A 22,958-nucleotide genomic window follows, 5' to 3' on the forward strand; every position below is an offset into this window, starting at 1 on the left:
ACAAGGAGCCGCGCCGGCTCTGTATAGGGGTGGTGCCGAATTGCCGCCCCGCAGAAGATGGAAGCGAGATGACCGGAAACACTCTCGGGAGGAGTTCGCAGGCGCCGCGGAGGACGGCGAGACAGGAAACAGCAATGCTCTCGTGCGTAGTTGAGTACCGAAAGGCTATGACAATGGATAAACCCGTATCGAAAAACACCGAAAGGCGCGCTCTCGCCAAAGAAGGTCTCCTTCCCGCTTTGGTTGAACGCCTGACTGAGCGGGGCATTATCCGACCTGAGGAAGCCGAAGACATGCTGGCGCTTTTGACTGCCTTTTCCGATGATGCGGACGGCCGCGACAGCAACGGCCCAAAACGGCTAAACAACGGCGTGACGGCCGGACGCAATGCCTCGTTCCGGGGATCGCCAGCCCGCCAGACACCGCGTCGCTCCTGGTAGCAAAACCTCGCCCTTCTGGCTCGCAATGACGAGATGTCATGACAAAGGCTTCCGGATCTCTCCGGAAGCCTTGTTTTAGGTCGATATTTCGCCGTTCAGTCTGGTCTTTATCGCTTGCCTTCCGGCGATGTCGCGATGCTCGACTGGGTAATCGAAACCGGGTCACTTGCCGGGAAGGTATCCTCCAGCCCCTGTTCGAGCTGCTCTTCCATCGTGTGAACGTCGCCCTTGGACCGGGCGCTGCGCTCTGCCGCCAGAGAATCGGAAGGCGTGGACGGCCCACCATTCTCGAACGCGTCGAGGTCCAGCTCCTGCCGGGCCACCTCTTCCAGAAGACGCTGGGCGTAAGGCACGGCATTCATGCGATTGATGGATTGTTCCCGGTCATTCTTGACGAGGACGGAGACGACGTCGCCCCCGTCGCCGATGAATTCCACCGTATAGCCGAGCTTGCCGCCCTGCTCCGCTACGACCTGCATACCTACGACTTGCATGGATCGTCTCCTCTTTAAAAAACTCGCTTCGGTTTCGGTCTTTCACAGACGGCCCACAAAAAACGGGCACCGTCCTGCTATCGCTATAAGAACGTTGCCCGTTTCGCTTTGTTCCCGGATGATCCGAAATCACCCGTTACATCTGGACCTTCCCGTTGTCGCCCAGATCGGGTCGGGTATTGGTAACGGCCGCTGCCATCATCTTGATGTAACTGACCACGGTACCCGGGCTATCCCAGTATTCGGCGAAATCGGGCGTTACCTTGAGCACGCGGATATCCGGATCATCAGCGCTGTCCCACCAGGCCTTCGCGGGCGTGGACCAGAGTTCGCGAATCCGGTTGCGGTCGTTCGAAACGACGGCGGTACCGCTGACTGATACATATTTCTGCCCATCCGGATCGGAGAAGGCGAGCCCGACTTCAGGGCGGGTCTCCACTTCGCTATCCTTGGCGCTGCGCGCATCGGTCAGGAAGTAGATCGCGTTTTCCATCGGTTCCACATGGGCACTCATCGGCCGGGCGCGAATGTGGTCGCCCGTACGGGTCGACAACATGCAAAAGCCAATATCCTGCATCAGGGTCCAGGTGCGGTCGATATCGTCGGTATGAGCCATGGGGGCATGCTCCTGTCGGTTGAAGGTAATTCTGGTTAGCGGAAAGAAAGCCTGCCTCAGGGGGCAGGCTTCAGCATTTTGACGTGCTCCAGATGCTGTTCCAGCGTGGGCAGGGTTTTCTTGGCGAAGCTGCCCAGCGGTTCGCTGTCCGGCGCATCCGAATAGCTGCGGAAGAGCGATACGGCTTCGTTATGCGCTGCGGTCTGCAGATCGATGTAGGCGCTGTCGAAATCCGCATCCGATGCGGCTTCGAGTGTGCGGACCATCGATGCATGCTTCGGCATCAGTTGATCCGGTATGGCGACGCCCTCCTGGGTGGCCGCGGTGGCAAACATCTGCCCCGCCTTGGTATGGTCTGTAACCATCTGCTGGGCGAAAGCCTTGACCTCAGGCGACTTGGCGCGCTTCAGCGCCATCTCGCTCGAGGTAATCTCAAGCTGGTTTGCGCTGGCGGCCGCCGCTGCAAAACTTGCCTTGTCGAGTTTCATGCTGCCTTCCGTGCCGTTTGCCGGAGCCGTGGTCTGCGCCACGGCAGGCAGGCCAGAGACAGCGATCGCGGCGGCAAATCCCATAAAAGCCAGGGTCAGTTTGGACGTTTTCATGGTGTTTTCCTTTCTGCGTTGCGGTTTGAGAACATGGCAAGAAAGGAATGGTTCCCCACTTTCGACAGGGGCGATACGCGGGAACCGGTCGCGCGAACGGGGGTTTCAGCACGATATCCAGGAGTTTTTCATCATGGTATCAGGCGGAAACTGGCGACATCTTTGCGTCGATATGCAGCGCATGTTTGCGGAAAACACCGCCTGGCATGTGGACTGGGCGGAGCGCATCCTGCCAGCCGTCACGGCCTTGTCGACAGCCTGCGCAGAACGAACGGTCTTTACCCGGTTCATCCCGCCGCAACGCTCCGAACAGGCATCCGGCATGTGGCGTCCCTATTACGAAAAATGGTGGATGATGACGCGGGACAAACTGGATCCCGCACTTCTCGGCCTTGTCGAGCCGCTTTCGGCTCTCGTTCCGCCGGCCCGCGTTTTCGACAAGCCGGTCTATTCGCCCTGGCTCGACAGACGGTTGCACCGTCATCTGACCGATGAGGGCGTTACGACGATCGCCATCAGCGGAGGCGAAACGGATATCTGCGTTCTCGCCACCGCGCTTGGTGCGATCGATCTCGGATATCGCGTGATCCTGGTCAAGGATGCGCTTTGCAGCGGATCCGATCCCACCCACGACGCTACGCTGTCCGTCATCGGAAACCGCTTTTCCGTACAGGCCGACGTCATGGAGTCGCAGGAGTTTCTGGATCGGACCGAAGGCGGTTCAAAGCCGCTTATTTGATCTTGGACCAGGCCACGCTTTTGCAGAGCAACCCACCGAGAACACAGCCTCGCGTCGTCATGCTGTCTCCCTTGACCTGCATGGAGAGGCGGTAGTTCATGTTGCGCTGGGGGTCGAATGCCGATCCCTTGTAGCTGCCCGTCCCGCTCGGCTTGATCGTCATGACCAGAACGTCACCGGCCTTCTCGCTTTTCGTGCCTGGCTTGATCCAGGTATTGGTGGCGCAGATATTGTCACCGCATGGAGATATTCTGACCCGGGCGGCACCGTCGCCCCGGGCCCAATTGCCCATCGGGCTGCCAGCCTCGGCATGTGCCTGCGATGCCAGAAAGAGCCCGGCGGCGGCCAGGGCCACACGGATGTGAGCAAGGGACATCCTTCATACTCCTTTATGGTTGCCACAATCGATCTATCGAACTGCAGAACGAACAACCGCCGCAGAGAGTTTCACCTTTGTCTCGATCGGCAATTTATTGGCCTCTCGCTGAAACTTTCTTCCGCCTTGGACCGTCTTTAACGTGTGAGAAATTCGATGGATGAAACATGATGGATATCTCGGTGATCCTTGCGCTCGCCATCGCGATGGCGCTGATCATGACCCTGGCCTGGACGGTGCAGCGGGTAACGGGCGCCAGCGGCTGGGTGGATACGATCTGGTCCTTTGCCGTAGGCCTCGGCGGCATTGCGGCTGCATTTTTGGCGGAAGGAACGGACGAGCGCTGCTGGCTCGTCGGCCTTCTCGTCAGCCTGTGGTCCATCCGGCTCGGTGGGCATATCGCGCTCAGAACCCGTGGCGCCGGGGAAGATCCCCGCTATGAAAAGCTGATGGCCGAGTGGGGCGATGCGGCCCCGTGGCGGCTTTTCGTTTTTCTGCAGATCCAGGCCGTCGCGGCCTTTGTTCTCGTGCTTGCGGCCTATCTCGCCGCCTCCGGGAACGATCCCTTCCCCTCGCTCTTCGACGGGCCGGCCTTTATTCTCGGGCTGGTGGCCCTCGGCGGCGAAGCCATTTCCGATCGTCAGCTGCAGCAGTTCCGCCGCACGCCCAAAGCCAAGTCGGCTGTCATGGAGTCGGGTCTGTGGGCCTATTCCCGGCACCCGAACTACTTCTTCGAATGGCTGTTCTGGTGCGCTGTGGCGCTCGCGGCACTCAACATGGGTCTGGTCGGCCTGATTGCAGTCCTCGCCCCGATCCAGATGTACTGGCTCCTCGTTCATGTGTCCGGCATCCCGCCACTCGAAGAGCATATGCTGAGAACCCGGGGAGAAGCCTTCCGGGCGCTTCAGACCCGGGTGAATGCCTTCTTCCCCGGTCCGCGCCGGACCGGCACCGAAACCGTCCCTTTCAAGGAAACAGCACGATGAACATGATCGCCCTTGCCATCCAGACGGCCGAACGGACACCCATTCCCGATGCGGTAACCTTGGCCGGGATCGATTTCCTCTGCGGTCGCACGGCACGGCGTCTGGCAAGCGAACCCGGCGCCGCAGAGGCAGAGGCGGAATTTGCAAGCGCGATGGGGCATTTTCCCGTTGCCATCCACACGGACGAGGCCAACGAACAGCATTACGAATTGCCCTCTGCCTTTTTCGCCCTTTTCCTGGGAAAGCACCGCAAATATTCGAGCTGCTACTATCCGCACCGGGCCACTACGCTCGACGAAGCGGAAGCCCATGCGCTGGATGAAACCGTCTCCCATGCAGGCATTACCGACGGGCAGGAAATTCTTGAACTTGGTTGTGGCTGGGGCTCTCTTTCGCTCTATCTTGCCGCCCGCTTTCCGGCCTGCCGCATTACCTCCGTTTCCAACTCCGCATCGCAGCGCGCCTTTATCGAAGGCGAAGCCGTGTCCCGGGGCCTTTCCAATCTCACCGTCATTACCGCGGACATGAATGTGTTCGACACGGACAAGCGCTTCGACCGCATCGTATCGGTCGAGATGTTCGAGCACATGTCGAACTGGCAGGCCCTGCTGGAGCGAGCCCGGGGCTGGCTGAAGCCGGATGGCCGGCTGTTCCTGCATGTCTTCACCCACAAGAACCGGTCCTATCGCTTCGACCATGCCGACAAGACTGACTGGATCGCGCAGCATTTCTTCACCGGCGGCATCATGCCGGCCCATGACCTGCCGCATCGGTTTCCGTCCCTCTTCACCGTAGAACAGGAATGGCGATGGAGCGGCCAGCACTACAGCCGCACCGCACTCGACTGGCTCCGGAATTTCGACGCGAACCGCCCGGCCATCGACCGCATCCTCAACGAGGTGTACGGGCCGCTTGCCGCCCTGTGGCGCCGGCGCTGGCGCATGTTCTTCCTGGCCACGGCCGGACTGTTCGGTCATGGCAACGGAGAGGTCTGGGGCGTGGGGCACTACCTGCTGAAGCCGGTCGCGACAGGGGAAAGCGGTGACTGAGATCCGGACCGAAACCGCAACGGCGGCTGTCGATCCCCTGACGGCCGCGAGCATCACCATCGCCTGGGTCGTGGCGCTGAACAAACCCTTCTATCCGATTTACGTATGGTGGCTGACGGGGGACGGCGTGGCGTCATCGCCGACTGCCGTGGTGGCAGCCCCCTTTTTCGCGTTGGTGGCCCTTGCCGGCAAACGCATGCCACTGGCCGCGCGCCTCGGCGTGCCGCTGATCGGACTGATCGATACGGTGCTTGCCGGATTTTTCATGGGCCAGTCGACCGGCACCGAGCTCTATTTCGCCCCCTGCATGATGCTGGTGGCCTTGAATTTTCACGAACGGGAAAAATGGTTGCAACGCGGCCTGGCCATCGCCGCCTTTGCGGCCTTCGCGCTGCTGCATGGCCACGAGCCCCTCATGTCCACCACCTGGGACGACACCGACATGCGGTCGCTGTTCACCCTTAATATCTTTTCGGTGGCGAGCCTGATGACCTTCATCGCTCTTCGTTACGCGGGTGTTCCGCGCGGTTGAGAGGGACGCCTCTCAGCCGATCTTTTTCTCTCATGCTCACCGGCGCGCAGCCTCTTTGGCCGGCCAGCCGGAAAGCCGGTTGAGGGGGACGCCCCTCAACCGTTTCTTCCTTACAGGATCAATGGCTGTCCTTGCCGACGGGAGCCCCGCGGCATCCCTTGAGGAAATCGAGGTCTGCGCCCGTATCCGCGCCCATCACATGGCTATGGTGCAGCTTGGCATAACCGGAGGCAGGCGCCTCCTCCCTCGGGGTCCATTCGGCCAGGCGGGCCGCCAGTTCGGCGTCGGAGATTTCCAGCGTCAGACTGCGATTGGGCACATCGAGGCTGATCATGTCGCCGTTGCGCACCACCGCCAGGGGACCGCCCGCAGCAGCCTCCGGGCTGGTGTGCAGGACAACAGTGCCATAGGCCGTACCGGACATGCGGGCATCAGAAATGCGCACCATATCGGTAATGCCCTTGCGCAGCACCTTGGGCGGCAAGCCCATATTGCCCACTTCCGCCATGCCGGGGTAGCCCTTCGGGCCGCAGTTCTTCAGAACCATCACGCAGGTTTCGTCAACATCCAGCGCCTCGTCATTGATCTTGGCCTTGTAGTCGTCGATGTCCTCGAACACCACCGCGCGGCCCCGATGCACCATCAGCGACGGCGTGGCTGCGGATGGCTTCAAGACGGCGCCCTTCGGTGCCAGATTGCCCTTCACCACCGCGATACCGCCGGAAGCCGCCAGCGCCTTCTCGGCGGGAAGGATCACGTCCTCATTGTGATTGACCACGTCCTTGACCTGCTCCCAGGCCGTCTCGCCGGACACCGTCAGTGCATCCTTGTGCAAGAGGCCGGCTTCGCCCAGACGCTTGATGACCACAGGCAGACCACCAGCATAGAAGAATTCTTCCATGAGGTATTTGCCCGAGGGCATCAGGTTGACGATGGTCGGCACATCGCGGCCGCAACGATCCCAGTCATCGAGCGTGAGGTCGATGCCGACACGGCCGGCAATCGCCAGAAGATGGATCACCGCATTGGTGGACCCGCCGATCGCCGCATTGGTCCGGATGGCATTCTCGAATGCCTGCTTCGTCAGCACGTCGGAGGGCTTGAGATCGTCCTTGACCATCTGCACGATCCGGCGGCCGGTGAGCTGCGCCATCACCCGGCGACGGCTGTCGACGGCGGGAATGGCGGCATTGCCGGAAAGGGCCATGCCGAGCGCTTCCGCCATGGAGGCCATGGTGGACGCCGTGCCCATGGTGTTGCACGAACCGGGGCTGCGGCTCATGGAGGCTTCGGCTTCAGCGAATTCCGCCGGTGTCATCTGCCCGGCCTTGACCGCCTCGGAGAACTTCCACAGATGCGTGCCCGACCCGACCCGCTCGTTCTTGTAATAGCCGTTCAGCATCGGCCCGCCCGTGACGATGATCGAGGGCAGATCGGTGGAGGCAGCAGCCATCAGAAGCGATGGCGTGGTCTTGTCACAACCGACCATCAGCACGCAACCATCCATCGGCTGGCCGCGCATCGCCTCTTCCACCGCCATGGCGGCGAGGTTGCGGAACATCATGGCCGTGGGGCGAAAAGCGCTTTCGGAAGCCGAGAAAACGGGGACTTCCACGGGAAAACCGCCCGCTTCGTAAATGCCATGCTTCACCCGCTCCGCCAGATCGCGCAGATGCGCATTGCAGGGCGTCAGCTCCGACCAGGTGTTGAGAATGCCGATCACCGGCCGCCCGTCGAACAGGTCATGCGGAAAGCCCTGGTTCTTCATCCAGCCGCGGTGGTAGATCGCATCGCGCGACGTTCCGCCGAACCACTCCTGCGAACGCAGCTTGCGCGGCCAGGGTGCGGGTTTGAAACTCATGGCATTCTCCTGCTTCGTGTCCTGGTGCGGGCTTGGCCACGCACCTGTTCATTCCCTAGAATTGACGAAATAAAAACGTTTAACGGCCCCATCTAACGCTAAAGGGCCGTGACTGCAACTGCACCCTCCGCGGCACTCTCCTGGTCCAGGCGGTTCACCAGCGGCAACCCGAAGGGCGCCGCCTCGATCTCGAACACATCGCCTGCTTCCGTTCGAATGCCATCGGCGAACGAGAGTGTCGCCGTGCCGAACATATGCACATGGAGATCGCCGGGCTGGCGGAACAGCGCGTATTTGAAGTGGTGATGTTCCAGATTGGCGAAGCTATGGGACATGTTCGCTTCACCGGAAAGGAAGGGCTTTTCCCATAGCAGCTGCCCGCCCCGGCGAATGCGTGTCGTGCCGCGAATATCTGCCGGCAGGTCGCCCAGCAGGATCTCCGGGCCGAAGCTCGCCTGCCGCAGCTTGGAGTGGGCGAGATAGAGATAATTCACCCGCTCGGTCACATGGTCGGAAAACTCGTTCGCCAGCGCCCAGCCGATGCGGTAGGGCGTGCCATCCGCACCGATGATGTAGAGGCCGGCAATTTCCGGCTCCTCCCCGCCATCCTCCGCAAAGCCCGGAGAGACAAGCGGCTTTCCGGGTGCGATGGCCGTATGGCCATTGCCCTTGTAGAACCATTCCGGTTGGACACCGGGCTGACCGGCAGCGGGTTTGCCGCCGTCGATGCCCATCCGGAACATCTTCATGCTGTCGGTCAGCGTTTCCGCGGCCGCCTCCAGCTTGGCATGCATGGCATCGCGCGCCGCCGCAGAGCCGAGATGGGTGAGGCCCGTTCCGGTCAGGTGCATATGTGCCGGATCCGGATGATCGACCGGAAGAAGCAGACGCCCCTCAGCTGCGGCAGCGGCCAGATCCACCGCCTCGCCCAGCCCATGTGTCATGACCTCTTCGGCCAGGCTACGGCCGGCAGCGATGGCGGCCAGAGCGAGCGCATAAACGCTCGTCGAATCGCGCACGATAGCCGCCTCGGACCCATCCCGGGCAACGACCGCGCGGCCGCCACCGGGAAGGCTGATCTGGGAGAGCAACATACCCTACTCCTCGTTACTTGGACTTGTTGTAGACGTCGAAGATGACGGCTGCGAGCAGCACCAGCCCCTTGATCACCTGCTGGTAATCGATGCCGATGCCGAGAATGGACATGCCATTGTTCATGACGCCCATGATGAAGGCGCCGACGATGACGCCCACGATCTTGCCGACCCCGCCGGACATGGAGGCCCCGCCGATGAAGACAGCCGCGATCACGTCGAGTTCGAAGCCCACACCGGCCTTCGGCGTTGCGGAGTTCAGGCGGGCGGTGACGATCATGCCCGCAAGCGCTGCCAGCACGCCCATGTTCACGAAGGTCAGGAACACCAGCTTTTCGGTGTTGATGCCGGAAAGCTTCGCCGCCTTCAGATTGCCGCCGATGGCATAGATGCGCCGTCCGGTCGTGGTCTGCTCGGTGAAGAAGGCATAGATGACCGTGAGCACCGTCATGACGATCAGCACGTTCGGCAGGCCACGGAAACTCGCCAGCTTCCAGCCGACGAAAACCAGCGCCGCCGCCATGACCGCATTGCGTACATAGAAAATGGCAGCCGGTTCCTGCTGGATGCCATAGGCTGCATCCCGCTTGCGCGCCCGCCAGCCGAGCCAGACCATGGCCAGCGAAGCGATCACCACCACGGCAACGGCCGTGAGGTTCGGGCGGCCGACCGCAAAGAGATCGGGAATGAAGCCGGTAGAAAGCGACTGGAAGCCCTTCGAGAACGGGCCGATATTCTGCCCGCCCAGCAACCAGAGGGTCAGGCCGCGAAACACCAGCATGCCGGCCAGCGTCACGATGAAGGACGGAATGCGCCAATAGGCAATCCAGTATCCCTGCGCAGCGCCGATAATCGCACCGAACACAAGGCCAGCCGGCACCACCACATAGACGGGCAGCCCCATATTGACGCTCATCACCGCGGAAAGCGCACCGACGAAGGCGGCAACCGAACCGACCGAAAGGTCGATATGACCGGCCACGATGACGAGCAACATGCCGAGCGCCATGATGATGACGTAGGAATTCTGCAGAAACAGATTGGTGATGTTCTGGGCCGAAAGAAAATCGACCCCCAGCGAAGCCCGGACGACCACCAGGAAGAACACCACGATGGCGATCAGCGCCATCAGCATTCCGTAGTCGCGGAAATTCTCCTTGAGGTAATCAAGGCCAGGCTTGGCATTTGCATTCTCTTCTTTTGTCACGACTGCCATTCCAGCCTCCCCTTATTTGCTCACGATCAGCGCCATGATGCGTTCCTGGCTCGCCTCTTCCCGAGTGAGTTCGCCCACGAATGCGCCTTCGTTCATCACATAGATCCGGTCGCACATGCCGAGCAGTTCCGGCATTTCGGACGAGATCATCACCACGCCCCGGCCTTCATCGGCCATGCGGTTCATCAGGCCGTAAATTTCAAACTTCGCGCCCACGTCGATGCCGCGTGTCGGCTCGTCGAGGATCAGCACTTCCGGATCGGTGAACAGCCATTTGGAAAGGACGACCTTCTGCTGGTTGCCGCCCGACAGGTTGACCACCCTCTGGTGCACCGAGGGCGTCCGAATATTCATCGCCCTGCGATAACCTTCGGCAACCGTCGCTTCCTGGGCCTTGTTGAGAACGCCACGCAACGCAACGCCCGCAAGGTTGGCCAGCGAAATGTTGCGCAGGATCGGCTCCTCGAGCACCAGGCCGAGCGCCTTGCGGTCCTCGGTGACATAGGCGATGCGGGAGTCGATGGCCCGGGTCACGGTCGACGTGTCCACAGGCTTCCCATGCATCCGCACCTCGCCGGTGATGTTGCGGCCGTAGCTGTGGCCGAAGATCGACATGGCGAGCTCAGTGCGCCCTGCCCCCATCAGGCCGGCAATGCCGACGATTTCACCCTTGCGGACATGAAAGGACACGTCGCGGATCATCTGCCGCGCCTGCTGTTCCGGATGCCATACGGACCAGTTCTTCACCTCCATCAGCACGTCGCCGACGGCAGGGGTGCGTTCGGGATATCGATGCGCCATGTCCCGGCCCACCATGTCGCGAATGATGCGGTCTTCGGAAATCTCCTCGCGGGACAGGGTCGAAACGGTCGATCCATCGCGGATGATGGTGATACGGTCTGCGACGCGCGAGATTTCATTGAGCTTGTGGCTGATGAGGATGGAGGTGATGCCCTGCGCCTTCAGCTCCAGCAGCAGGTCGAGCAGCTTCTGGCTGTCGTTTTCCTGAAGCGCGGCCGTCGGCTCGTCGAGGATCAGCAACCGCACATTCTTGGAGAGCGCCTTGGCAATTTCCACCAGCTGCTGCTTGCCGACGCCGATCTTGTCGACCAGCGTTCCCGGCGGCTCGGTCAGGCCCACTTTCTTCAGCAAGGCTTCGGTGCGATGAAAGGTTTCAGGCCAGCTGATGACCCCGCCCGTGGCCACTTCGTTGCCGAGGAACACATTCTCGGCGATGGAAAGAAGCGGCACGAGCGCCAGCTCCTGATGGATGATGATGATGCCCTTCGCTTCGGAATCCGATATCGACCGGTTGGTCAGCGGCGCACCATCGTAGAATATGTCGCCTTCATAGGTTCCGTGCGGATAGACGCCCGAAAGAACCTTCATCAGTGTCGACTTGCCGGCCCCGTTCTCCCCACAGATCGCGTGAATCTCGCCGGCTTCGACGCTGAGATTGACATGATCGAGGGCCCGAACGCCTGGGAACACCTTGCTGATGTCCCGCATTTCCAAGAGCGCTGCCATGTTGCCTCCCTATTGCATGGAACTGCCCGCCGCCTGCATGCAAGCGGCGGGCTGTCAATTGGCACGATGGCTTACTTCAGCTGGTCAGCCGTGTAGTAACCGGACTTGACGAGAACCTCTTCGTAGTTCTTGGCATCGACCGGCAGCGGCTCGAGCAGGTAGGACGGAACGACCTTCACACCGTTGTTGTAGGTCTTGGTGTCGTTGATTTCCGGCTCCTTGCCCTGGAGGATGGCATCGACCATCTTCACGGTGACGCCAGCAAGCGTGCGGGTGTCCTTGAAGATCGACGAATACTGTTCGCCCGCGATCATCGACTTGACGGACGGGACTTCCGCGTCCTGACCGGTCACGATCGGCATCTTCAGGTCGCCAGAACCGTAGCCGACGCCCTTGAGCGAGGACAGGATACCGATGGACAGGCCGTCATAGGGAGACAGGACGCCGTGAACCTGCTTGTCGCCGTAGTTGGCCGACAGGATATTGTCCATGCGCGACTGGGCAACGGCACCGTCCCAACGCAGGGTGCCGACCTTGTCCATGCCGGTCTGGCCGGAACCGATCACGATCTCGCCCTTGTCGATCATGGGCTGCAGCACGCTCATTGCGCCGTCATAGAAGAAGAAGGCGTTGTTGTCGTCCGGCGAACCGCCGAAGAGTTCCACGTTCCACGGCTTCGTATCCGGGAAGCGCTCCTTCAGGCCGTTGACCAGCGAGGTCGCCTGCAGGACGCCGACCTTGAAGTTGTCGAAGGTGGCGTAGTAGTCCACATTGCCGCTGTCGCGGATGAGGCGGTCATAGGCAATGACCTTGATGCCGGCAGCTGCGGCATTTTCCAGCGCGTTGGACAGCGTGGTGCCGTCGATCGCCGCGATCACGAGGACCTTGTGGCCCTTGGTGATCATGTTTTCCACCTGCGAGAGCTGGTTCGGAATATCGTCTTCGGCATACTGGAGATCGGTGTCGTAACCGGCTGCCTTGAACTGCTCGACCATCGAATTGCCATCCGAGATCCAGCGGGCCGACGACTTCGTCGGCATGGCGATGCCGACGGTGCCCTTGTCGCCGGCAAATGCCGTGCCGGAAACCAGCACAGCCGTCACTGCAAGCGCCGAAAGCGCTTTCTTGAAAAGATTCATGATGTCCTCCTCGGGGCCGCATTACCTCCTGCGGCACATGTCCGGTCCTCTTGCCAGCCCTCTTCAGCCTGGCGACCGTGGCGGAACGATTGCAATCTCGCAGCATGTCAGTCAAATAATGTTTGGTGATTTGGATATGGCCAAAATGTTATGACTACACTGGAAACCGCCGACATCCTGCTGCAACGCGGCCTGAAGCTTTCCCACCTGCGGCTGCTGGAGGCTTTGTCTGACAGCAGCCAGATCAGCGATGCCGCCCGAAGGCTTGGCATCGCCCAGCCGGCCGCATCTCGCCTGCTGGGGGAAATCGAGCGAATCGTGGGTCGTCCGGTCCATGAGCGGACCGGCCGCGGCGTCATCCTCACCCCGGTCGGCGAGGCACTGGCCCTCCGCGCGCGCCGGATCCATATGGAACTGCGCGATGCCGCCCGCGACGTCACCGAAATCGATATGGGCAATGTGGGGCATGTGCGGATCGGCTCGGTGACCGGTCCGGCGCTGGATCGCGTCCTCCCGCTTCTTCGCACCGCCCGCGTTGTCCTGCCCAAGGTAACCTATGAAGTCGTGGTCGGCACGTCGGACGTGCTCTGCCAGCAGGTGCTGTCCGGCCGCATCGACTTTGCCATCGGCCGGCTTCCGGTGGGACCGGAGCGCGAAATGCTGGCCGCGCGGATGATCGCTTCCGAACCGGTATCGCTGATGGTGCGCAAGGGGCATCCACTGGAGCGGAGCATGCCGATCGATCCCGCCCAGCTGATGATTTACGACTGGGTCATGCCGGGGCCGGAATCGCTGTTGTCGCAAACGGTCATGGCGCGCCTGCGGGCGCTTCGCCTGCCTGAACCGACGCAGCGCTTCTCGACGGCATCCTTTCTGCTGACGCTTGCGCTTCTCCAGCAGTCCAATGCGATCGCACCGCTTGCCAATGCGGTCTGCGTCGCCTTTACCCAGGGGCCGGATGCCCCCTATCGGGTCCTGCCGATCGAACTCGGGATAGAAGTAGAACCCTTCGGCTTCATGACCCGGGCCGACACGGTGCTCACGCCGGCCGCTTCCCGCATGGCGCAGATGCTGCTCGGCGACAGCGCGTAAGCGCCCTGCAAGCGCGAGCCTTGCGCGAGACTTGCAGAGCCTGCCCGCAAGAGAATGCGATCACTGGACAATTCGAATTTCATTATTTAGCACTCGTTAAATGGTAACAGCCATTATCCTCTCACAAGTGGTAATCGGCGCATTTTCTATTTTAGTCACATAAATATTTCTTTTGGGAGAGGAGCTTCTCCATGGCCTCCGGCGTCAAATATGTGAACATCAGGGTGCAGCGTACCGTCGCGGCATCCGACGATATCATCGATGTCAATCCACCGACGGGGCTGCAGGCGTCCGACCGGATCGACGGCGGGGCGGGCAACGATACCCTCCGCCTGACGGCAGCGGGCACAATGGATATTACCCAGCCCGGCACCTTCACTAACATCGAAATCCTCCAGGGATCGGCCGGCGACGATATCTTCATCCTCAGCAACAGCCGCCTCGCCGGCGTCACGGCGATCAACGGCGGGACCGGCAATGACCGGATCCAGCTGGCGACCGGGCAGAACGATCTGGATCTTCACACGGTCAACCTGACCGGTATCGAGCGCATTGTCGGCAATTCCGCAGACAACAGCATCGACGGCTCGGCCGGCGACGATACGATCGATGCCGACGACGGCAGCGATATCGTGCACGGCCTGGCCGGCAACGATAGCCTCACGGGCGGGCTGGGTGACGACATGCTGTATGGCGGCGCAGGCGACGACCAGTTGATCGGAGCCGACAACACGGATGGCGAGGACCTTCTCGTCGGCGGCGCCGGCAACGATACCTATTATGTCGACGGACTGGACGACTGGATCAACGAGACCGACGACGGTGGCGCCGGGATCGACACGATCGTCGCCAATGAGACCAGCTATGACCTGCGCAATGCCCAGATAACAGGAGAGGTCGAAAACCTCACCCTGACAGGCAACCGGAACGTGAATGGCTTCGGCACCCTGCGCAGCAACGTTCTGACCGGCAACAGCGGGAACAACAAGCTTTACGGTTACGATGGAAACGACACGCTGAACGGCGGCGCGGGCGCGGACAGGCTGGAGGGCGGTACCGGAGATGACCGGCTGGATGGCGGTGCCGGCAACGACGTGATGACGGGCGGCAAGGGCGCCGATTTCTTCGTCTTCTCCACCGCGCTCAACGGAACGACCAATGTGGACAAGATCACGGATTTCTTCGATGTCGAGGACACGATCAAGCTGGATGACGCGGTCTTCACGGCAATTGGCCCGGCCGGCTTTCTGGCGGGGACCGCCTTCGCGGCGAACCTGACGGGTGCCGCGACCTCGGCAACGCAGCGCATCATTTACGAAACCGATACAGGCAAGCTCTTCTACGATGCCGATGGCAACGGACAGGGAGCGGCCATCCAGTTTGCGGAGCTGGCGCCCAACCTGCGCAATCTCTCCTACCGGGACTTCCTGATCTACTGATCGCGCGCCGGGGCATGGCGTCCACGCCTGCCCCGGCCTCCCGCCGCCAGGTTGCCCGCCATTTCAGCGCGCCGGCTTCCACGCCTCGGCGCTCGCATGGGGAGATTGCAGATAGAAGCTGTTCGCAGCCACGGTCTGCCACGCCTCCGCCGTACCGTCCGGCCAAAGGACACGAAACTCCACTGTCTTGTCCTTACCCACACCGAAATGGACCCAGCCAAGCTGCCCGCCAGCCTGCCCGCCGCCAATGGTGATCTCCCGCCGCATCACATGCCCATCGCGGCGAATTTCGATCCAGGAGCCGATCCCGTCCCGGTTCGCACCGGATTGCAGGAGGCGGAACGCGATGAAATTCCCGGCATCCGCTGTCTCGTTGCGCCAGATTTCAGCATCGCTCCAGCGGTTCGTCACCACCAGATCCACCTTGCCGTCGAGATTGAAATCGGCAAGCGCCGCACCGCGCGATACCTTCATGCTGGCGACGCCGGCCTTGTCGCCCATTTCGACGAAATTGCCCTTTTCGTTCTGCACGAGCAGGTTGTTCGGGTCCTTTGCCGCAAAATCCGGCATTTCCGCCACATTGCCCTTGGCGATGAAGAGATCCACCCGTCCATCATTGTTGACGTCCTGAAACTCCGTATGCCAGGCAGTGGAAGGGTGCCAGTCACCGCCGGTATAGGGCCGGTGCGCGGTCGCGCCCTTGGCAAAGGCAACATCCTTGTAGGCGGCAGGCCCCTTGCCGTCCTTGGGCGGCTCCACCAGCGTCTGCAGCTTGTTGTCGGCCATGCTGGTCAGGAAATATTCCGGATAGCCGTCGAAATCGAGATCATAGCTCGCAATGCCCATCCCCCAGATGCGCAGATATTTCCAGCCTTCGGCCTCCGTATAAAGGACAGGCGCCTTGCCGGGCTCCACATGCCACATCTGCTCTCGCCCACCCTTGTAATATTCGCGGTCGTTGGAGACGCGAAGCGACGGCGTGCCGGACCGGTTCCAGTCGGTAAACAGCATGGAAAGAGCGCAGAAACTGGGTTTCAGCGGCAACGGATCGGCAAAGCGGCGCGCCTTTCCGCTCGCCTCCGGCCGGTGCAGCCAGTTGTCGGTGCACGAGCCCCAAGGCATCATGTCCGCCTTCGGATCGATATAATTGCCGACGGCCAGTGTCGGCCAATCATTGCCGCGCTCCCACGTCGCCGCAAAGGCCGCGGTCCAGGCGTCGCCGCCCTTGAAGTTCCAGGTCTCGTTCGCCCGCTCGAAATGGCATGCGCCGGTGCCCCGCATCACGAGGTTCTCTCCCCGCCGCAACAGCACGAGGTCCGTCAAACCGTCGCTGTCGATATCGATCGGATAGGAGCCCAGCAGATTGTCTACCTCCAGGCTGCTGTCCTTGACTTCCTCGAAGCGAAGTGCGTCGCCCTGTTTGCTGATATTGCGATAGAGCCGGGCTTTTTCCTTCCCGCCCGGGAGGAGCAGGTCCGGATACCGGTCGCCGTCGCAATCGAAAGCGGACACCCCGCCTCCAACCATGAATTCCCAGTCGCCCTCATATTTGGAGGAGAGACCGGATGTCTGCGTTTCCTCCACGAAGGAAGGCATGGTGGGCAGGGGAACCGGTGCGTCTTCCGCCATGACGATCCCGGCAGGCAGCAGCCAGGCCAAAGCCAGCGCGATACGAAAGGGGCTCATCCTACATCCTCGTCTTCAGGGCGACCGTATAGGCCCCCACACACTTGCCCTGCTCCAGCCCCCGCTCGATGGCCGAGCGGAAATGGATGCCGCCGTAAAGGCGCGAGATTGCGGCCTCTTCGGCGGCCTGCCAGAAACTGTCGAACTTGCGCGCGGCAATCCCGTCTGCCTCATGCGTCGCGTCGGTGAAGGCATGCTTCTCGCCGAAAATGCCGGCAAGAACTACGGCCGCCGCACCGGATTGGGTGCTATGGCCACTCGGAAATTCCGGGAAAGGCGGCGTGATCAGCAGAGCTTCCCATTTGGGGTCCATCACCCGCTTGATGTAGCTGATGGGGCGGATGAGATCGAATTCGAACTTGGTATCCCAGCATCCGATGAAGGCATCGGCGACGGATATACCGAGCCGTGCCATCACGTCGACGGTGGTCGGCAGATCCGCCTTCTCGGCATCCAGCACCTGCCAGCCGATGGAAATCCAGTGGCCGGGCGGGGTTGGCGAGAGCATGGGATCGTCAGACCAGAACCGGGCGATGGTCTTTTGCTCGGGGCTCAGACCCTTGACCGTGGTGTAGACCTCCTCGGCCTCCTTGTAAAAAGCAGAGCCTTTTTCCTCGCTATAGGCCGGCGGTGCCGGCAGACGGCAGGACGAGCCCTTCGGCATGGCGAAGGGGCGGTTCTTGCCCCATTCGGGAAGAAGCGGAACCTGTTGCTGACGGATGAGAGAGGTCGGCACCCAGTGCGACGGGCCGGTCTTCAGGGTGTATTCCAGCGGGAAACCCATGTTTTCCACCACCGCACCGCCGTCGCTCTCGGACCATTTGAGGATTGCGCGAGCCATCTCCTCGCCGAAACGGGCACTGCGCTCGACCACCGCCGGATCGATGCCGTCCGAGACCGCCGCATGCATCTTCTCGTTCATGCGGGAAAAGGCATGCTGGCCTGTCGGCCCCGTCCGGTCGAAGAGCGCCTTGGTCGCGACCGACAGCGTGGCATTGAGCACGATGGCATCATCATAGGTGGCGCCCACGTCGCGCCGGGGCAGATCCTTGAGATCGTTCAGTTGGCCTTCAAGGGTTTTCAGATGCGTATGATCGCCCGCCACCGCCTGATAGGCGGCCACGCCCAGATAGGCGAAAGAGCGGCTGGCAACCGGCGGCGAATAGTTGGGCGTATGCCGCACCAGCTCCAGAACCAGACCGTACCAGGTCCGCAGCACGGTCTCCGGCGCCATACGGTCCGCACGGGCCGGCAAAGCACCGGCAAAGACGGACAGGACAAGGAAAAACAGGAACGCAGCAGGCGCGCCTTTCGATACTCTCATGACAACTCCCCCCGGGATGACCAGCTTCTTGCGCGGCGGCCGATTCCCTTATTTAAATCGATTATTATTCTTTATTCTTAGCAGACTCCGTGCGCCCGTCCAGTGTCCCCACCGCGTGATAAAGATCGGGGCGGCGGTCGCGGAAGAGACCCCAGGCGAGCCGGTACTCCGCCATGGCGTCCAGGTCGAATTCATGAACCAGCACGGCCTCTTCGTCGCGCCCCGCCACGGCCACCAGGGCGCCCTTGTGATCGGCAATGAAGGAGCTTCCATAGAAGGTGCAGGTGGTTTTCCCCTCCACCTCGACGCCGATGCGATTGGAAGCAATGACCGGCACCACATTCGCCGCCGCATGTCCCTGCATGGTGCGTTGCCAATGCCCCGAGGAGTCGATCGTCGGGTCATGCGGCTCGGTGCCGATGGCGGTCGGGTAGAACAGCAATTCCGCTCCCTGGAGCGCCATGGCCCGGGCGGCTTCCGGAAACCACTGGTCCCAGCAAATCCCGCAGCCGATGGTGGCATAGCGGGTCTTCACGGCCCGGAAGCCGGTATCGCCGGGACTGAAGTAATATTTCTCCTCATATCCCGGCCCTTGGGGGATGTGGGATTTCCGGTAGTTGAAGAGAATGGTGCCATCCGCATCGATCATGGCGAGGGAATTATAGAGCGCCAGGCCGGCCCGCTCGTAATAGGAAACCGGAATCATCATCTGAAGATCGCGCGCCAGGTGCCTGAAATGATTCACCGCCCGGTCTTCTTCAAGTGGATTGGCAAGACCGAGATGGGCAGGAGTCTGCTCCTGGCAGAAATAGGGTGTCTGGAAAAGTTCCTGGAGCAGGACGATTTGCGCGCCTTGCGCGTGCGCCTGGCGGACGAGCCGTTCGGCCCTCTCGATGTTTCCGTCCCGGTCCCAGTTGCAGGCCATCTGCGTGGCCGCGACCCTGATCTTGCGCATCCGAACTTCCCCTGTGCCTGTTCCTCTCCCGACTGACGGCCGGAGAGGAAATGCCGCAGTCGAGCAGATGCAGGACCCGTTCGCAAGAGGAAGCGGGCAGCAGGGGAAGATCGCGTCCCGGGAGGAACCTCGTCAATAAAAATGGGAAGCGGGAAGCGCGGGAGATTCGCGTCCGTCGGTCTGCACTCGGGAGGGATGAACCCTGCCCGCTTCCCGTCTCTGCCTGCCTTCCGGCACCCGCCGCCGCAGGCCCAGAAAGCGAATCCCCTTCTTTCCATGGCAGCATGGAAGGAAGGCGCTGTCGCTCTCCTAGCGGCAGAGATCCATCAGCACGTCACGCTTCACGAGTTTCACGCTTCGCGTTCCCTGCAACGAAATGAGCCCGCTCGACCGCATCTTCGCGAAGGTGCGCGATACGGTTTCAATCGTGAGCCCGAGATAATCGGCAATATCCAGCCGCGGCATCGGCAGTTCGATGCGGGTTTCGTCGCCCTGGCGGTCCGCCATATCCAGAAGGAAGGCCGCGATGCGCTCGACCGCAGACTGCCGGCCGATGACCAGCAGATGGGTTTGAGCCCGAAGCATTCCCTCCAGAGCCAGAGGCATCAGATGCGCCGCATCGGCACCCAGTCCCGAAAGGGGTCTTACGCCGGTGGCGGAAATCGCCTCCGCGAAGAAACTGCGCGAGGAAGCCGCCTCGAAGCCGAAGATCTCGCCGGCGAGATGGAAGGCGATGACCTGTCGCCTTCCATCCGCCAGCAGACGGTGGATCCGGACTGCTCCGAATTCCACCACGTAGAGCTCACCCGCCCGATCGCCCTGCGCATAGATCTCCGCCCCCGAAGTATAGGTCCGGACCGAAGCGGGCCTCAGCGAATGCCCGGGAACATCGATACCAAGAGCGCCGAGTCGTGCGGCAAAAGCCGTGAATTCCGCAGTCTGCATGGATGCCTCCGTTGATCGCAAAAGCCGAAACCGGCCGTTCCAGGACAACAGCGTATCGCCTGGTTCTCCGAACGCCCCCGGTCGGCAGGCGATGCGCTGTTGTTGAGAGGAAGATGACAGAGACAGGCAGGGCGGAAAATTCGTTTATGTCCCTACGGGTTATTCCCTAGTGACGGCAGATGGCCCCGTCGCGCGCCGGTTCAGGACCGGTCGGATGCCGGAATGGCGACCATGCGCCCGACCGCCTCTACCAGGTCCTTGCCCTGGAAAGGCTTGCCGATACCGACGACGCTGTCATGTTCGGGAACAGGCGAAAGGCTGTCCGAGAGGAACAGCACGGGTATGCGGCTGGAAGCGAGCGCTTCGCGTGCCGCCCGGTCGAAACGGTAGTTTTCGGAATCCAGCACCACACATCCGATGTCGGAACGGGTGGCCAGGTCCGCGGGCCAGGTGCCGTAGGCCGCCACGGAAAAACCCTCCACCCCCAACGCAAATGTCAGGGATGCCAGCAAAGCCTCGTCGCGGACGATAACCGCTATGGTCTTTGTGGATTTCAAGTTTGGAAGTCCCGATTGTGATGCAGCGTCCAGCGCCATGCCGACAATACCGGGACTCACGATCGGAAAATTTGAGGCAGGTCAATTTTTTCCCTGCGTATTTATGCGCAAGGTAAATTACGGGGTGTCGAACCCGACCGAAAGCGCCATGCGCACGAGCTGCGGCAGGCTCCGCGCCTGCATCTTCGTCATCACATTGGCGCGATGCACCTCGACGGTGCGCGGCGAAATGTCGAGATCATAGGCAATCGACTTGTTCGGCAGGCCGGATACCACGGCGGAAAACACCTGCCGCTCGCGGTCCGTCAGCTGCGCCAGCCGCTCGCGCACGGCGTCCGAATCGTCCGTCGCCTCCGCATCGGGCGCCACATGGGTCGCGGCATTCCGGATGGCGTCGATCATCACCCGGTCCTCGAAGGGCTTCTCGATGAAATCGAGTGCTCCGGCTTTCATGGCCTCGACCGCCATGGGGACATCGCCATGGCCGGTCATGACGATGGCGGGAATACGGGCCTTCACGCCCGAAAGGGACTGGATCAGTTGCACGCCGCTCATGTCGGGCATGCGAAGGTCGGTCACGAGCACGCCGGCCCGCACCTGCGGCGCGAACTGGAGAAAGGCCGTCGCGCTTTCATGCATGCGGACGGTAAAATCGTTCATCGTCAGCATGAAGGCGAGCGACTTGCGAACGGTTTCCTCATCATCGACCAGATGTACGGTCACGTCAGGCTGCACCATCTTCATCTCCTTCCTTCAGGGCCGGCAGCGTGAAGCGGAAACAGGCCCCGCCCCCTTCGCTTCTCGACACATTCATCTGTCCGCCGTGGGCCTCCACGATGCGCCGGGAAATCGACAGGCCGATGCCCATCCCGCCCGGCTTGGTCGTGGTGAAGGGCTTGAAGAGATCGGCAGCAATATCCTCCGAGATCCCGGGGCCCGTATCCTCGACCACAACGGCAACTTCCTCGTCGCCAACCCGTTCCGTCCGTACGATCATTTCCCGCACCGGCTGTCCCTGCATGGCCTCGATGGCGTTGCGCATCAGATTGGTCAGGACCTGCTGGATCTGGATCCGGTCGACGAAGACGAAGTCCGCACCGGGACGAAAATCGAAGACGGTCCGCACGCCCTTTTCCCGAGAGCCGGCAAGCGCCAGTGCCCCCGCCTCTTCCACGAGGCTGCGGATATTCTCCGCGCTTTTCTCGGTTTCCCCCTTCGTCACGAATTCCCGGAGATGGCGGATGATCTGGCCGGCGCGCAGGGATTGGCGGGCCGTTTCCTCGAGCGCGTCGCGCATCCGGGCTGCAACGGCTCCGTCTATATCCTGAAGCAGACGGGTGCATCCATGAATGTAATTGGCGATGGCCGAAAGAGGCTGGTTCAATTCATGCGCCAAAGTGGACGCCATTTCCCCCATCTCGTTCAGCCGCGCCAGACGGGCGAGCTGACCCTGGATTTCCTGCAGCCGTGTCGCGGTTTCCTCGCGCTCGGTGAGATCCCGGATAAATCCCGTAAAGAAGGTCTCGCCGCCCGAGCGGGTTTCTCCGACCGCCAGTTTCATCGGAAAGGTCGACCCGTCCTTGCGGCGCCCGACAACCACGCGGTCGATCCCGATGATCCGTTTTTCCCCCGTCCTGAGATAGCGTTGCAGATAGCCGTCATGCTCCCCGCGATAGGGCTCCGGCATCAGGATCCGCAGGTTCTGGCCGATGACCTCCTCTTCCTGATAGCCGAACTGGCGAACGGCCGCCGCATTGAACGAGACGATCGTGCCTTCCCGCGTGCTGACGACCGTGGCATCGAGAACGGTATCCAGAATGGATTTCAGATGCGCCTCGCGCCGCTCAAGCTCGTTTCGGCTGTGCTGGTTGGAAATCCGGGCACTGCGCAAAGCTTCGCCGATGAAGGCCACGGAGGTGCCCACCGCCACGAAGATCAGGGCTTCCAGCCCATGCACCCCGCCCTCGCGGGAACTGATCCAGGTCGCGGCTACCGAAGACAATGCCACCGCAAGCAGCGACGGCCCAAGTCCGCTGAGCAGCGCGACAAGCAATATCGGAAGGATGAAAAGCGTGAAAACGGCCCTGTCTTCCAGCCAGCCCGACAGCGAAACGCGCGCAAGAAAGGCCACCGCCACGGCAAGAAAGGACAGGATCAGGCCCGGAATGCCCGATATCTGCCGTGCAAGGATATGACGAATCCAATCTTTCATGTTCCGGACCACCCGACCTTTTCCGGCCGGTCTTGAATCAATTGTTTCTACCGCAAAGATAGGAATAGGGTAGAATT

General features: G+C 61.5%; 23 protein-coding genes. 7 read left to right on the plus strand and 16 right to left on the minus strand.

The window, feature by feature from the left end; translation table 11 throughout:
* Window positions 1-173 precede the first annotated feature (173 nt).
* A complete protein-coding gene (locus ACT54B_RS00990) occupies window positions 174-440 on the plus strand; it encodes a hypothetical protein (RefSeq protein WP_476042166.1) in 267 nt (88 codons plus the stop codon).
* Window positions 441-547: 107 nt separating this feature from the next.
* Here the strand turns inward: ACT54B_RS00990 and ACT54B_RS00995 are convergent, their stop codons facing one another.
* From ACT54B_RS00995 to ACT54B_RS01005, 3 genes are all read right to left on the minus strand, one after another.
* Window positions 548-934: a hypothetical protein gene (locus tag ACT54B_RS00995; RefSeq protein ID WP_476042168.1), complete on the minus strand. Its 387-nt coding sequence runs from the start codon at window positions 932-934 to the stop codon at window positions 548-550.
* A 136-nt stretch (window positions 935-1,070) separates the two neighbouring features.
* Window positions 1,071-1,550 (minus strand): pyridoxamine 5'-phosphate oxidase family protein, encoded by a 480-nt coding sequence (locus ACT54B_RS01000; protein WP_476042170.1) that lies wholly within the window; start codon window positions 1,548-1,550, stop codon window positions 1,071-1,073.
* Window positions 1,551-1,606: 56 nt separating this feature from the next.
* Entirely contained in the window at window positions 1,607-2,152 is a 546-nt protein-coding gene (locus ACT54B_RS01005; protein WP_476042171.1) for a DUF4142 domain-containing protein, read from the minus strand.
* 133 nt (window positions 2,153-2,285) lie between these two features.
* Here ACT54B_RS01005 and ACT54B_RS01010 point away from each other — a divergent pair, with 133 nt between their 5' ends.
* On the plus strand, window positions 2,286-2,891 hold the full coding sequence (locus ACT54B_RS01010) for a cysteine hydrolase family protein (RefSeq protein ID WP_476042173.1): 606 nt from the start codon (window positions 2,286-2,288) through the stop codon (window positions 2,889-2,891).
* Here the strand turns inward: ACT54B_RS01010 and ACT54B_RS01015 are convergent.
* Window positions 2,884-3,267: a DUF2147 domain-containing protein gene (locus ACT54B_RS01015; RefSeq protein WP_476042174.1), complete on the minus strand. Its 384-nt coding sequence runs from the start codon at window positions 3,265-3,267 to the stop codon at window positions 2,884-2,886. The two genes, ACT54B_RS01010 and ACT54B_RS01015, sit on opposite strands and share 8 nt — an antisense overlap.
* 167 nt (window positions 3,268-3,434) lie before the next feature.
* Here ACT54B_RS01015 and ACT54B_RS01020 point away from each other — a divergent pair, with 167 nt between their 5' ends.
* From ACT54B_RS01020 to ACT54B_RS01030, 3 genes are read left to right on the plus strand one after another with little or no spacing between them, the layout of a single operon-like run.
* Window positions 3,435-4,253: a DUF1295 domain-containing protein gene (locus ACT54B_RS01020; protein WP_476042176.1), complete on the plus strand. Its 819-nt coding sequence runs from the start codon at window positions 3,435-3,437 to the stop codon at window positions 4,251-4,253.
* Entirely contained in the window at window positions 4,250-5,302 is a 1,053-nt protein-coding gene (locus ACT54B_RS01025) for an SAM-dependent methyltransferase (RefSeq protein WP_476042178.1), read from the plus strand. Before ACT54B_RS01020 ends, ACT54B_RS01025 begins: the two co-directional genes overlap by 4 nt.
* Complete coding sequence (locus tag ACT54B_RS01030) at window positions 5,295-5,834, plus strand: hypothetical protein (RefSeq protein WP_476042180.1); 540 nt, start codon at window positions 5,295-5,297, stop codon at window positions 5,832-5,834. The genes ACT54B_RS01025 and ACT54B_RS01030 overlap by 8 nt, the downstream gene beginning before the upstream one ends.
* A 118-nt stretch (window positions 5,835-5,952) precedes the next feature.
* Here the strand turns inward: ACT54B_RS01030 and araD are convergent, their stop codons facing one another.
* From araD to chvE, 5 genes are all read right to left on the minus strand, one after another.
* Window positions 5,953-7,695: an L-arabinonate dehydratase gene (gene araD, locus ACT54B_RS01035; protein WP_476042182.1), complete on the minus strand. Its 1,743-nt coding sequence runs from the start codon at window positions 7,693-7,695 to the stop codon at window positions 5,953-5,955.
* Between the two features lie 98 nt (window positions 7,696-7,793).
* Window positions 7,794-8,789 (minus strand): AraD1 family protein, encoded by a 996-nt coding sequence (araD1, locus tag ACT54B_RS01040; protein ID WP_476042183.1) that lies wholly within the window; start codon window positions 8,787-8,789, stop codon window positions 7,794-7,796.
* Between the two features lie 13 nt (window positions 8,790-8,802).
* Window positions 8,803-10,005 (minus strand): multiple monosaccharide ABC transporter permease, encoded by a 1,203-nt coding sequence (gene mmsB, locus ACT54B_RS01045; RefSeq protein ID WP_476042186.1) that lies wholly within the window; start codon window positions 10,003-10,005, stop codon window positions 8,803-8,805.
* Between the two features lie 12 nt (window positions 10,006-10,017).
* Window positions 10,018-11,532, minus strand: a complete 1,515-nt coding sequence (gene mmsA, locus ACT54B_RS01050; protein WP_476042188.1) for a multiple monosaccharide ABC transporter ATP-binding protein — start codon at window positions 11,530-11,532, stop codon at window positions 10,018-10,020.
* A gap of 71 nt (window positions 11,533-11,603) precedes the next feature.
* Window positions 11,604-12,671 (minus strand): multiple monosaccharide ABC transporter substrate-binding protein, encoded by a 1,068-nt coding sequence (chvE, locus tag ACT54B_RS01055; RefSeq protein ID WP_476042189.1) that lies wholly within the window; start codon window positions 12,669-12,671, stop codon window positions 11,604-11,606.
* 150 nt (window positions 12,672-12,821) lie between these two features.
* Here chvE and ACT54B_RS01060 point away from each other — a divergent pair, with 150 nt between their 5' ends.
* Both ACT54B_RS01060 and ACT54B_RS01065 read left to right on the plus strand, forming a co-directional pair.
* Window positions 12,822-13,763, plus strand: a complete 942-nt coding sequence (locus ACT54B_RS01060) for a LysR family transcriptional regulator (protein WP_476042192.1) — start codon at window positions 12,822-12,824, stop codon at window positions 13,761-13,763.
* Window positions 13,764-13,954: 191 nt separating this feature from the next.
* Entirely contained in the window at window positions 13,955-15,202 is a 1,248-nt protein-coding gene (locus tag ACT54B_RS01065) for a calcium-binding protein (protein ID WP_476042194.1), read from the plus strand.
* Between the two features lie 63 nt (window positions 15,203-15,265).
* On the opposite strand, the gene ACT54B_RS01070 is transcribed toward ACT54B_RS01065, so the two are convergent.
* The 7 genes from ACT54B_RS01070 to ACT54B_RS01100 all read right to left on the minus strand — a co-directional run bounded on the left by ACT54B_RS01070 (window position 15,266) and on the right by ACT54B_RS01100 (window position 22,881).
* Window positions 15,266-16,888 (minus strand): CRTAC1 family protein, encoded by a 1,623-nt coding sequence (locus ACT54B_RS01070; RefSeq protein ID WP_476042195.1) that lies wholly within the window; start codon window positions 16,886-16,888, stop codon window positions 15,266-15,268.
* 1 nt (window position 16,889) lies between these two features.
* Entirely contained in the window at window positions 16,890-18,212 is a 1,323-nt protein-coding gene (locus tag ACT54B_RS01075; protein ID WP_476042196.1) for a vanadium-dependent haloperoxidase, read from the minus strand.
* Window positions 18,213-18,276: 64 nt separating this feature from the next.
* A complete protein-coding gene (gene aguB / locus ACT54B_RS01080; RefSeq protein ID WP_476042198.1) occupies window positions 18,277-19,167 on the minus strand; it encodes an N-carbamoylputrescine amidase in 891 nt (296 codons plus the stop codon).
* 309 nt (window positions 19,168-19,476) lie between these two features.
* Window positions 19,477-20,112, minus strand: coding sequence for a helix-turn-helix domain-containing protein (locus ACT54B_RS01085; protein WP_476042200.1), 636 nt, complete (start codon window positions 20,110-20,112; stop codon window positions 19,477-19,479).
* A 200-nt stretch (window positions 20,113-20,312) separates the two neighbouring features.
* A complete protein-coding gene (locus tag ACT54B_RS01090) occupies window positions 20,313-20,669 on the minus strand; it encodes a response regulator transcription factor (protein ID WP_476042202.1) in 357 nt (118 codons plus the stop codon).
* Between the two features lie 117 nt (window positions 20,670-20,786).
* On the minus strand, window positions 20,787-21,407 hold the full coding sequence (fixJ, locus tag ACT54B_RS01095; RefSeq protein ID WP_476042203.1) for a response regulator FixJ: 621 nt from the start codon (window positions 21,405-21,407) through the stop codon (window positions 20,787-20,789).
* Window positions 21,394-22,881: a PAS domain S-box protein gene (locus ACT54B_RS01100; RefSeq protein WP_476042205.1), complete on the minus strand. Its 1,488-nt coding sequence runs from the start codon at window positions 22,879-22,881 to the stop codon at window positions 21,394-21,396. Before ACT54B_RS01100 ends, fixJ begins: the two co-directional genes overlap by 14 nt.
* Window positions 22,882-22,958 lie beyond the last annotated feature (77 nt).

It is taken from the genome of Gellertiella sp. DMC107 (assembly GCF_056313605.1).

Excerpts from the sequence above, each read along its gene's own strand:
- araD (WP_476042182.1), bottom strand. The coding sequence starts at position 7,695 with ATGAGTTTCAAACCCGCACCCTGGCCGCGCAAGCTGCGTTCGCAGGAG.
- chvE (WP_476042189.1), bottom strand. The coding sequence starts at position 12,671 with ATGAATCTTTTCAAGAAAGCGCTTTCGGCGCTTGCAGTGACGGCTGTG.
- ACT54B_RS01075 (WP_476042196.1), bottom strand. The coding sequence starts at position 18,212 with ATGAGAGTATCGAAAGGCGCGCCTGCTGCGTTCCTGTTTTTCCTTGTC.
- fixJ (WP_476042203.1), bottom strand. The coding sequence starts at position 21,407 with ATGGTGCAGCCTGACGTGACCGTACATCTGGTCGATGATGAGGAAACC.
- ACT54B_RS01020 (WP_476042176.1), top strand. The coding sequence starts at position 3,435 with ATGATGGATATCTCGGTGATCCTTGCGCTCGCCATCGCGATGGCGCTG.
- ACT54B_RS01005 (WP_476042171.1), bottom strand. The coding sequence starts at position 2,152 with ATGAAAACGTCCAAACTGACCCTGGCTTTTATGGGATTTGCCGCCGCG.
- ACT54B_RS01060 (WP_476042192.1), top strand. The coding sequence starts at position 12,822 with ATGACTACACTGGAAACCGCCGACATCCTGCTGCAACGCGGCCTGAAG.
- ACT54B_RS01015 (WP_476042174.1), bottom strand. The coding sequence starts at position 3,267 with ATGTCCCTTGCTCACATCCGTGTGGCCCTGGCCGCCGCCGGGCTCTTT.
- ACT54B_RS01085 (WP_476042200.1), bottom strand. The coding sequence starts at position 20,112 with ATGCAGACTGCGGAATTCACGGCTTTTGCCGCACGACTCGGCGCTCTT.
- ACT54B_RS01100 (WP_476042205.1), bottom strand. The coding sequence starts at position 22,881 with ATGAAAGATTGGATTCGTCATATCCTTGCACGGCAGATATCGGGCATT.
- aguB (WP_476042198.1), bottom strand. The coding sequence starts at position 19,167 with ATGCGCAAGATCAGGGTCGCGGCCACGCAGATGGCCTGCAACTGGGAC.
- ACT54B_RS01070 (WP_476042195.1), bottom strand. The coding sequence starts at position 16,888 with ATGAGCCCCTTTCGTATCGCGCTGGCTTTGGCCTGGCTGCTGCCTGCC.
- ACT54B_RS00995 (WP_476042168.1), bottom strand. The coding sequence starts at position 934 with ATGCAAGTCGTAGGTATGCAGGTCGTAGCGGAGCAGGGCGGCAAGCTC.
- araD1 (WP_476042183.1), bottom strand. The coding sequence starts at position 8,789 with ATGTTGCTCTCCCAGATCAGCCTTCCCGGTGGCGGCCGCGCGGTCGTT.
- ACT54B_RS01010 (WP_476042173.1), top strand. The coding sequence starts at position 2,286 with ATGGTATCAGGCGGAAACTGGCGACATCTTTGCGTCGATATGCAGCGC.
- ACT54B_RS01000 (WP_476042170.1), bottom strand. The coding sequence starts at position 1,550 with ATGGCTCATACCGACGATATCGACCGCACCTGGACCCTGATGCAGGAT.
- ACT54B_RS01065 (WP_476042194.1), top strand. The coding sequence starts at position 13,955 with ATGGCCTCCGGCGTCAAATATGTGAACATCAGGGTGCAGCGTACCGTC.
- ACT54B_RS01025 (WP_476042178.1), top strand. The coding sequence starts at position 4,250 with ATGAACATGATCGCCCTTGCCATCCAGACGGCCGAACGGACACCCATT.
- ACT54B_RS00990 (WP_476042166.1), top strand. The coding sequence starts at position 174 with ATGGATAAACCCGTATCGAAAAACACCGAAAGGCGCGCTCTCGCCAAA.
- mmsA (WP_476042188.1), bottom strand. The coding sequence starts at position 11,532 with ATGGCAGCGCTCTTGGAAATGCGGGACATCAGCAAGGTGTTCCCAGGC.
- mmsB (WP_476042186.1), bottom strand. The coding sequence starts at position 10,005 with ATGGCAGTCGTGACAAAAGAAGAGAATGCAAATGCCAAGCCTGGCCTT.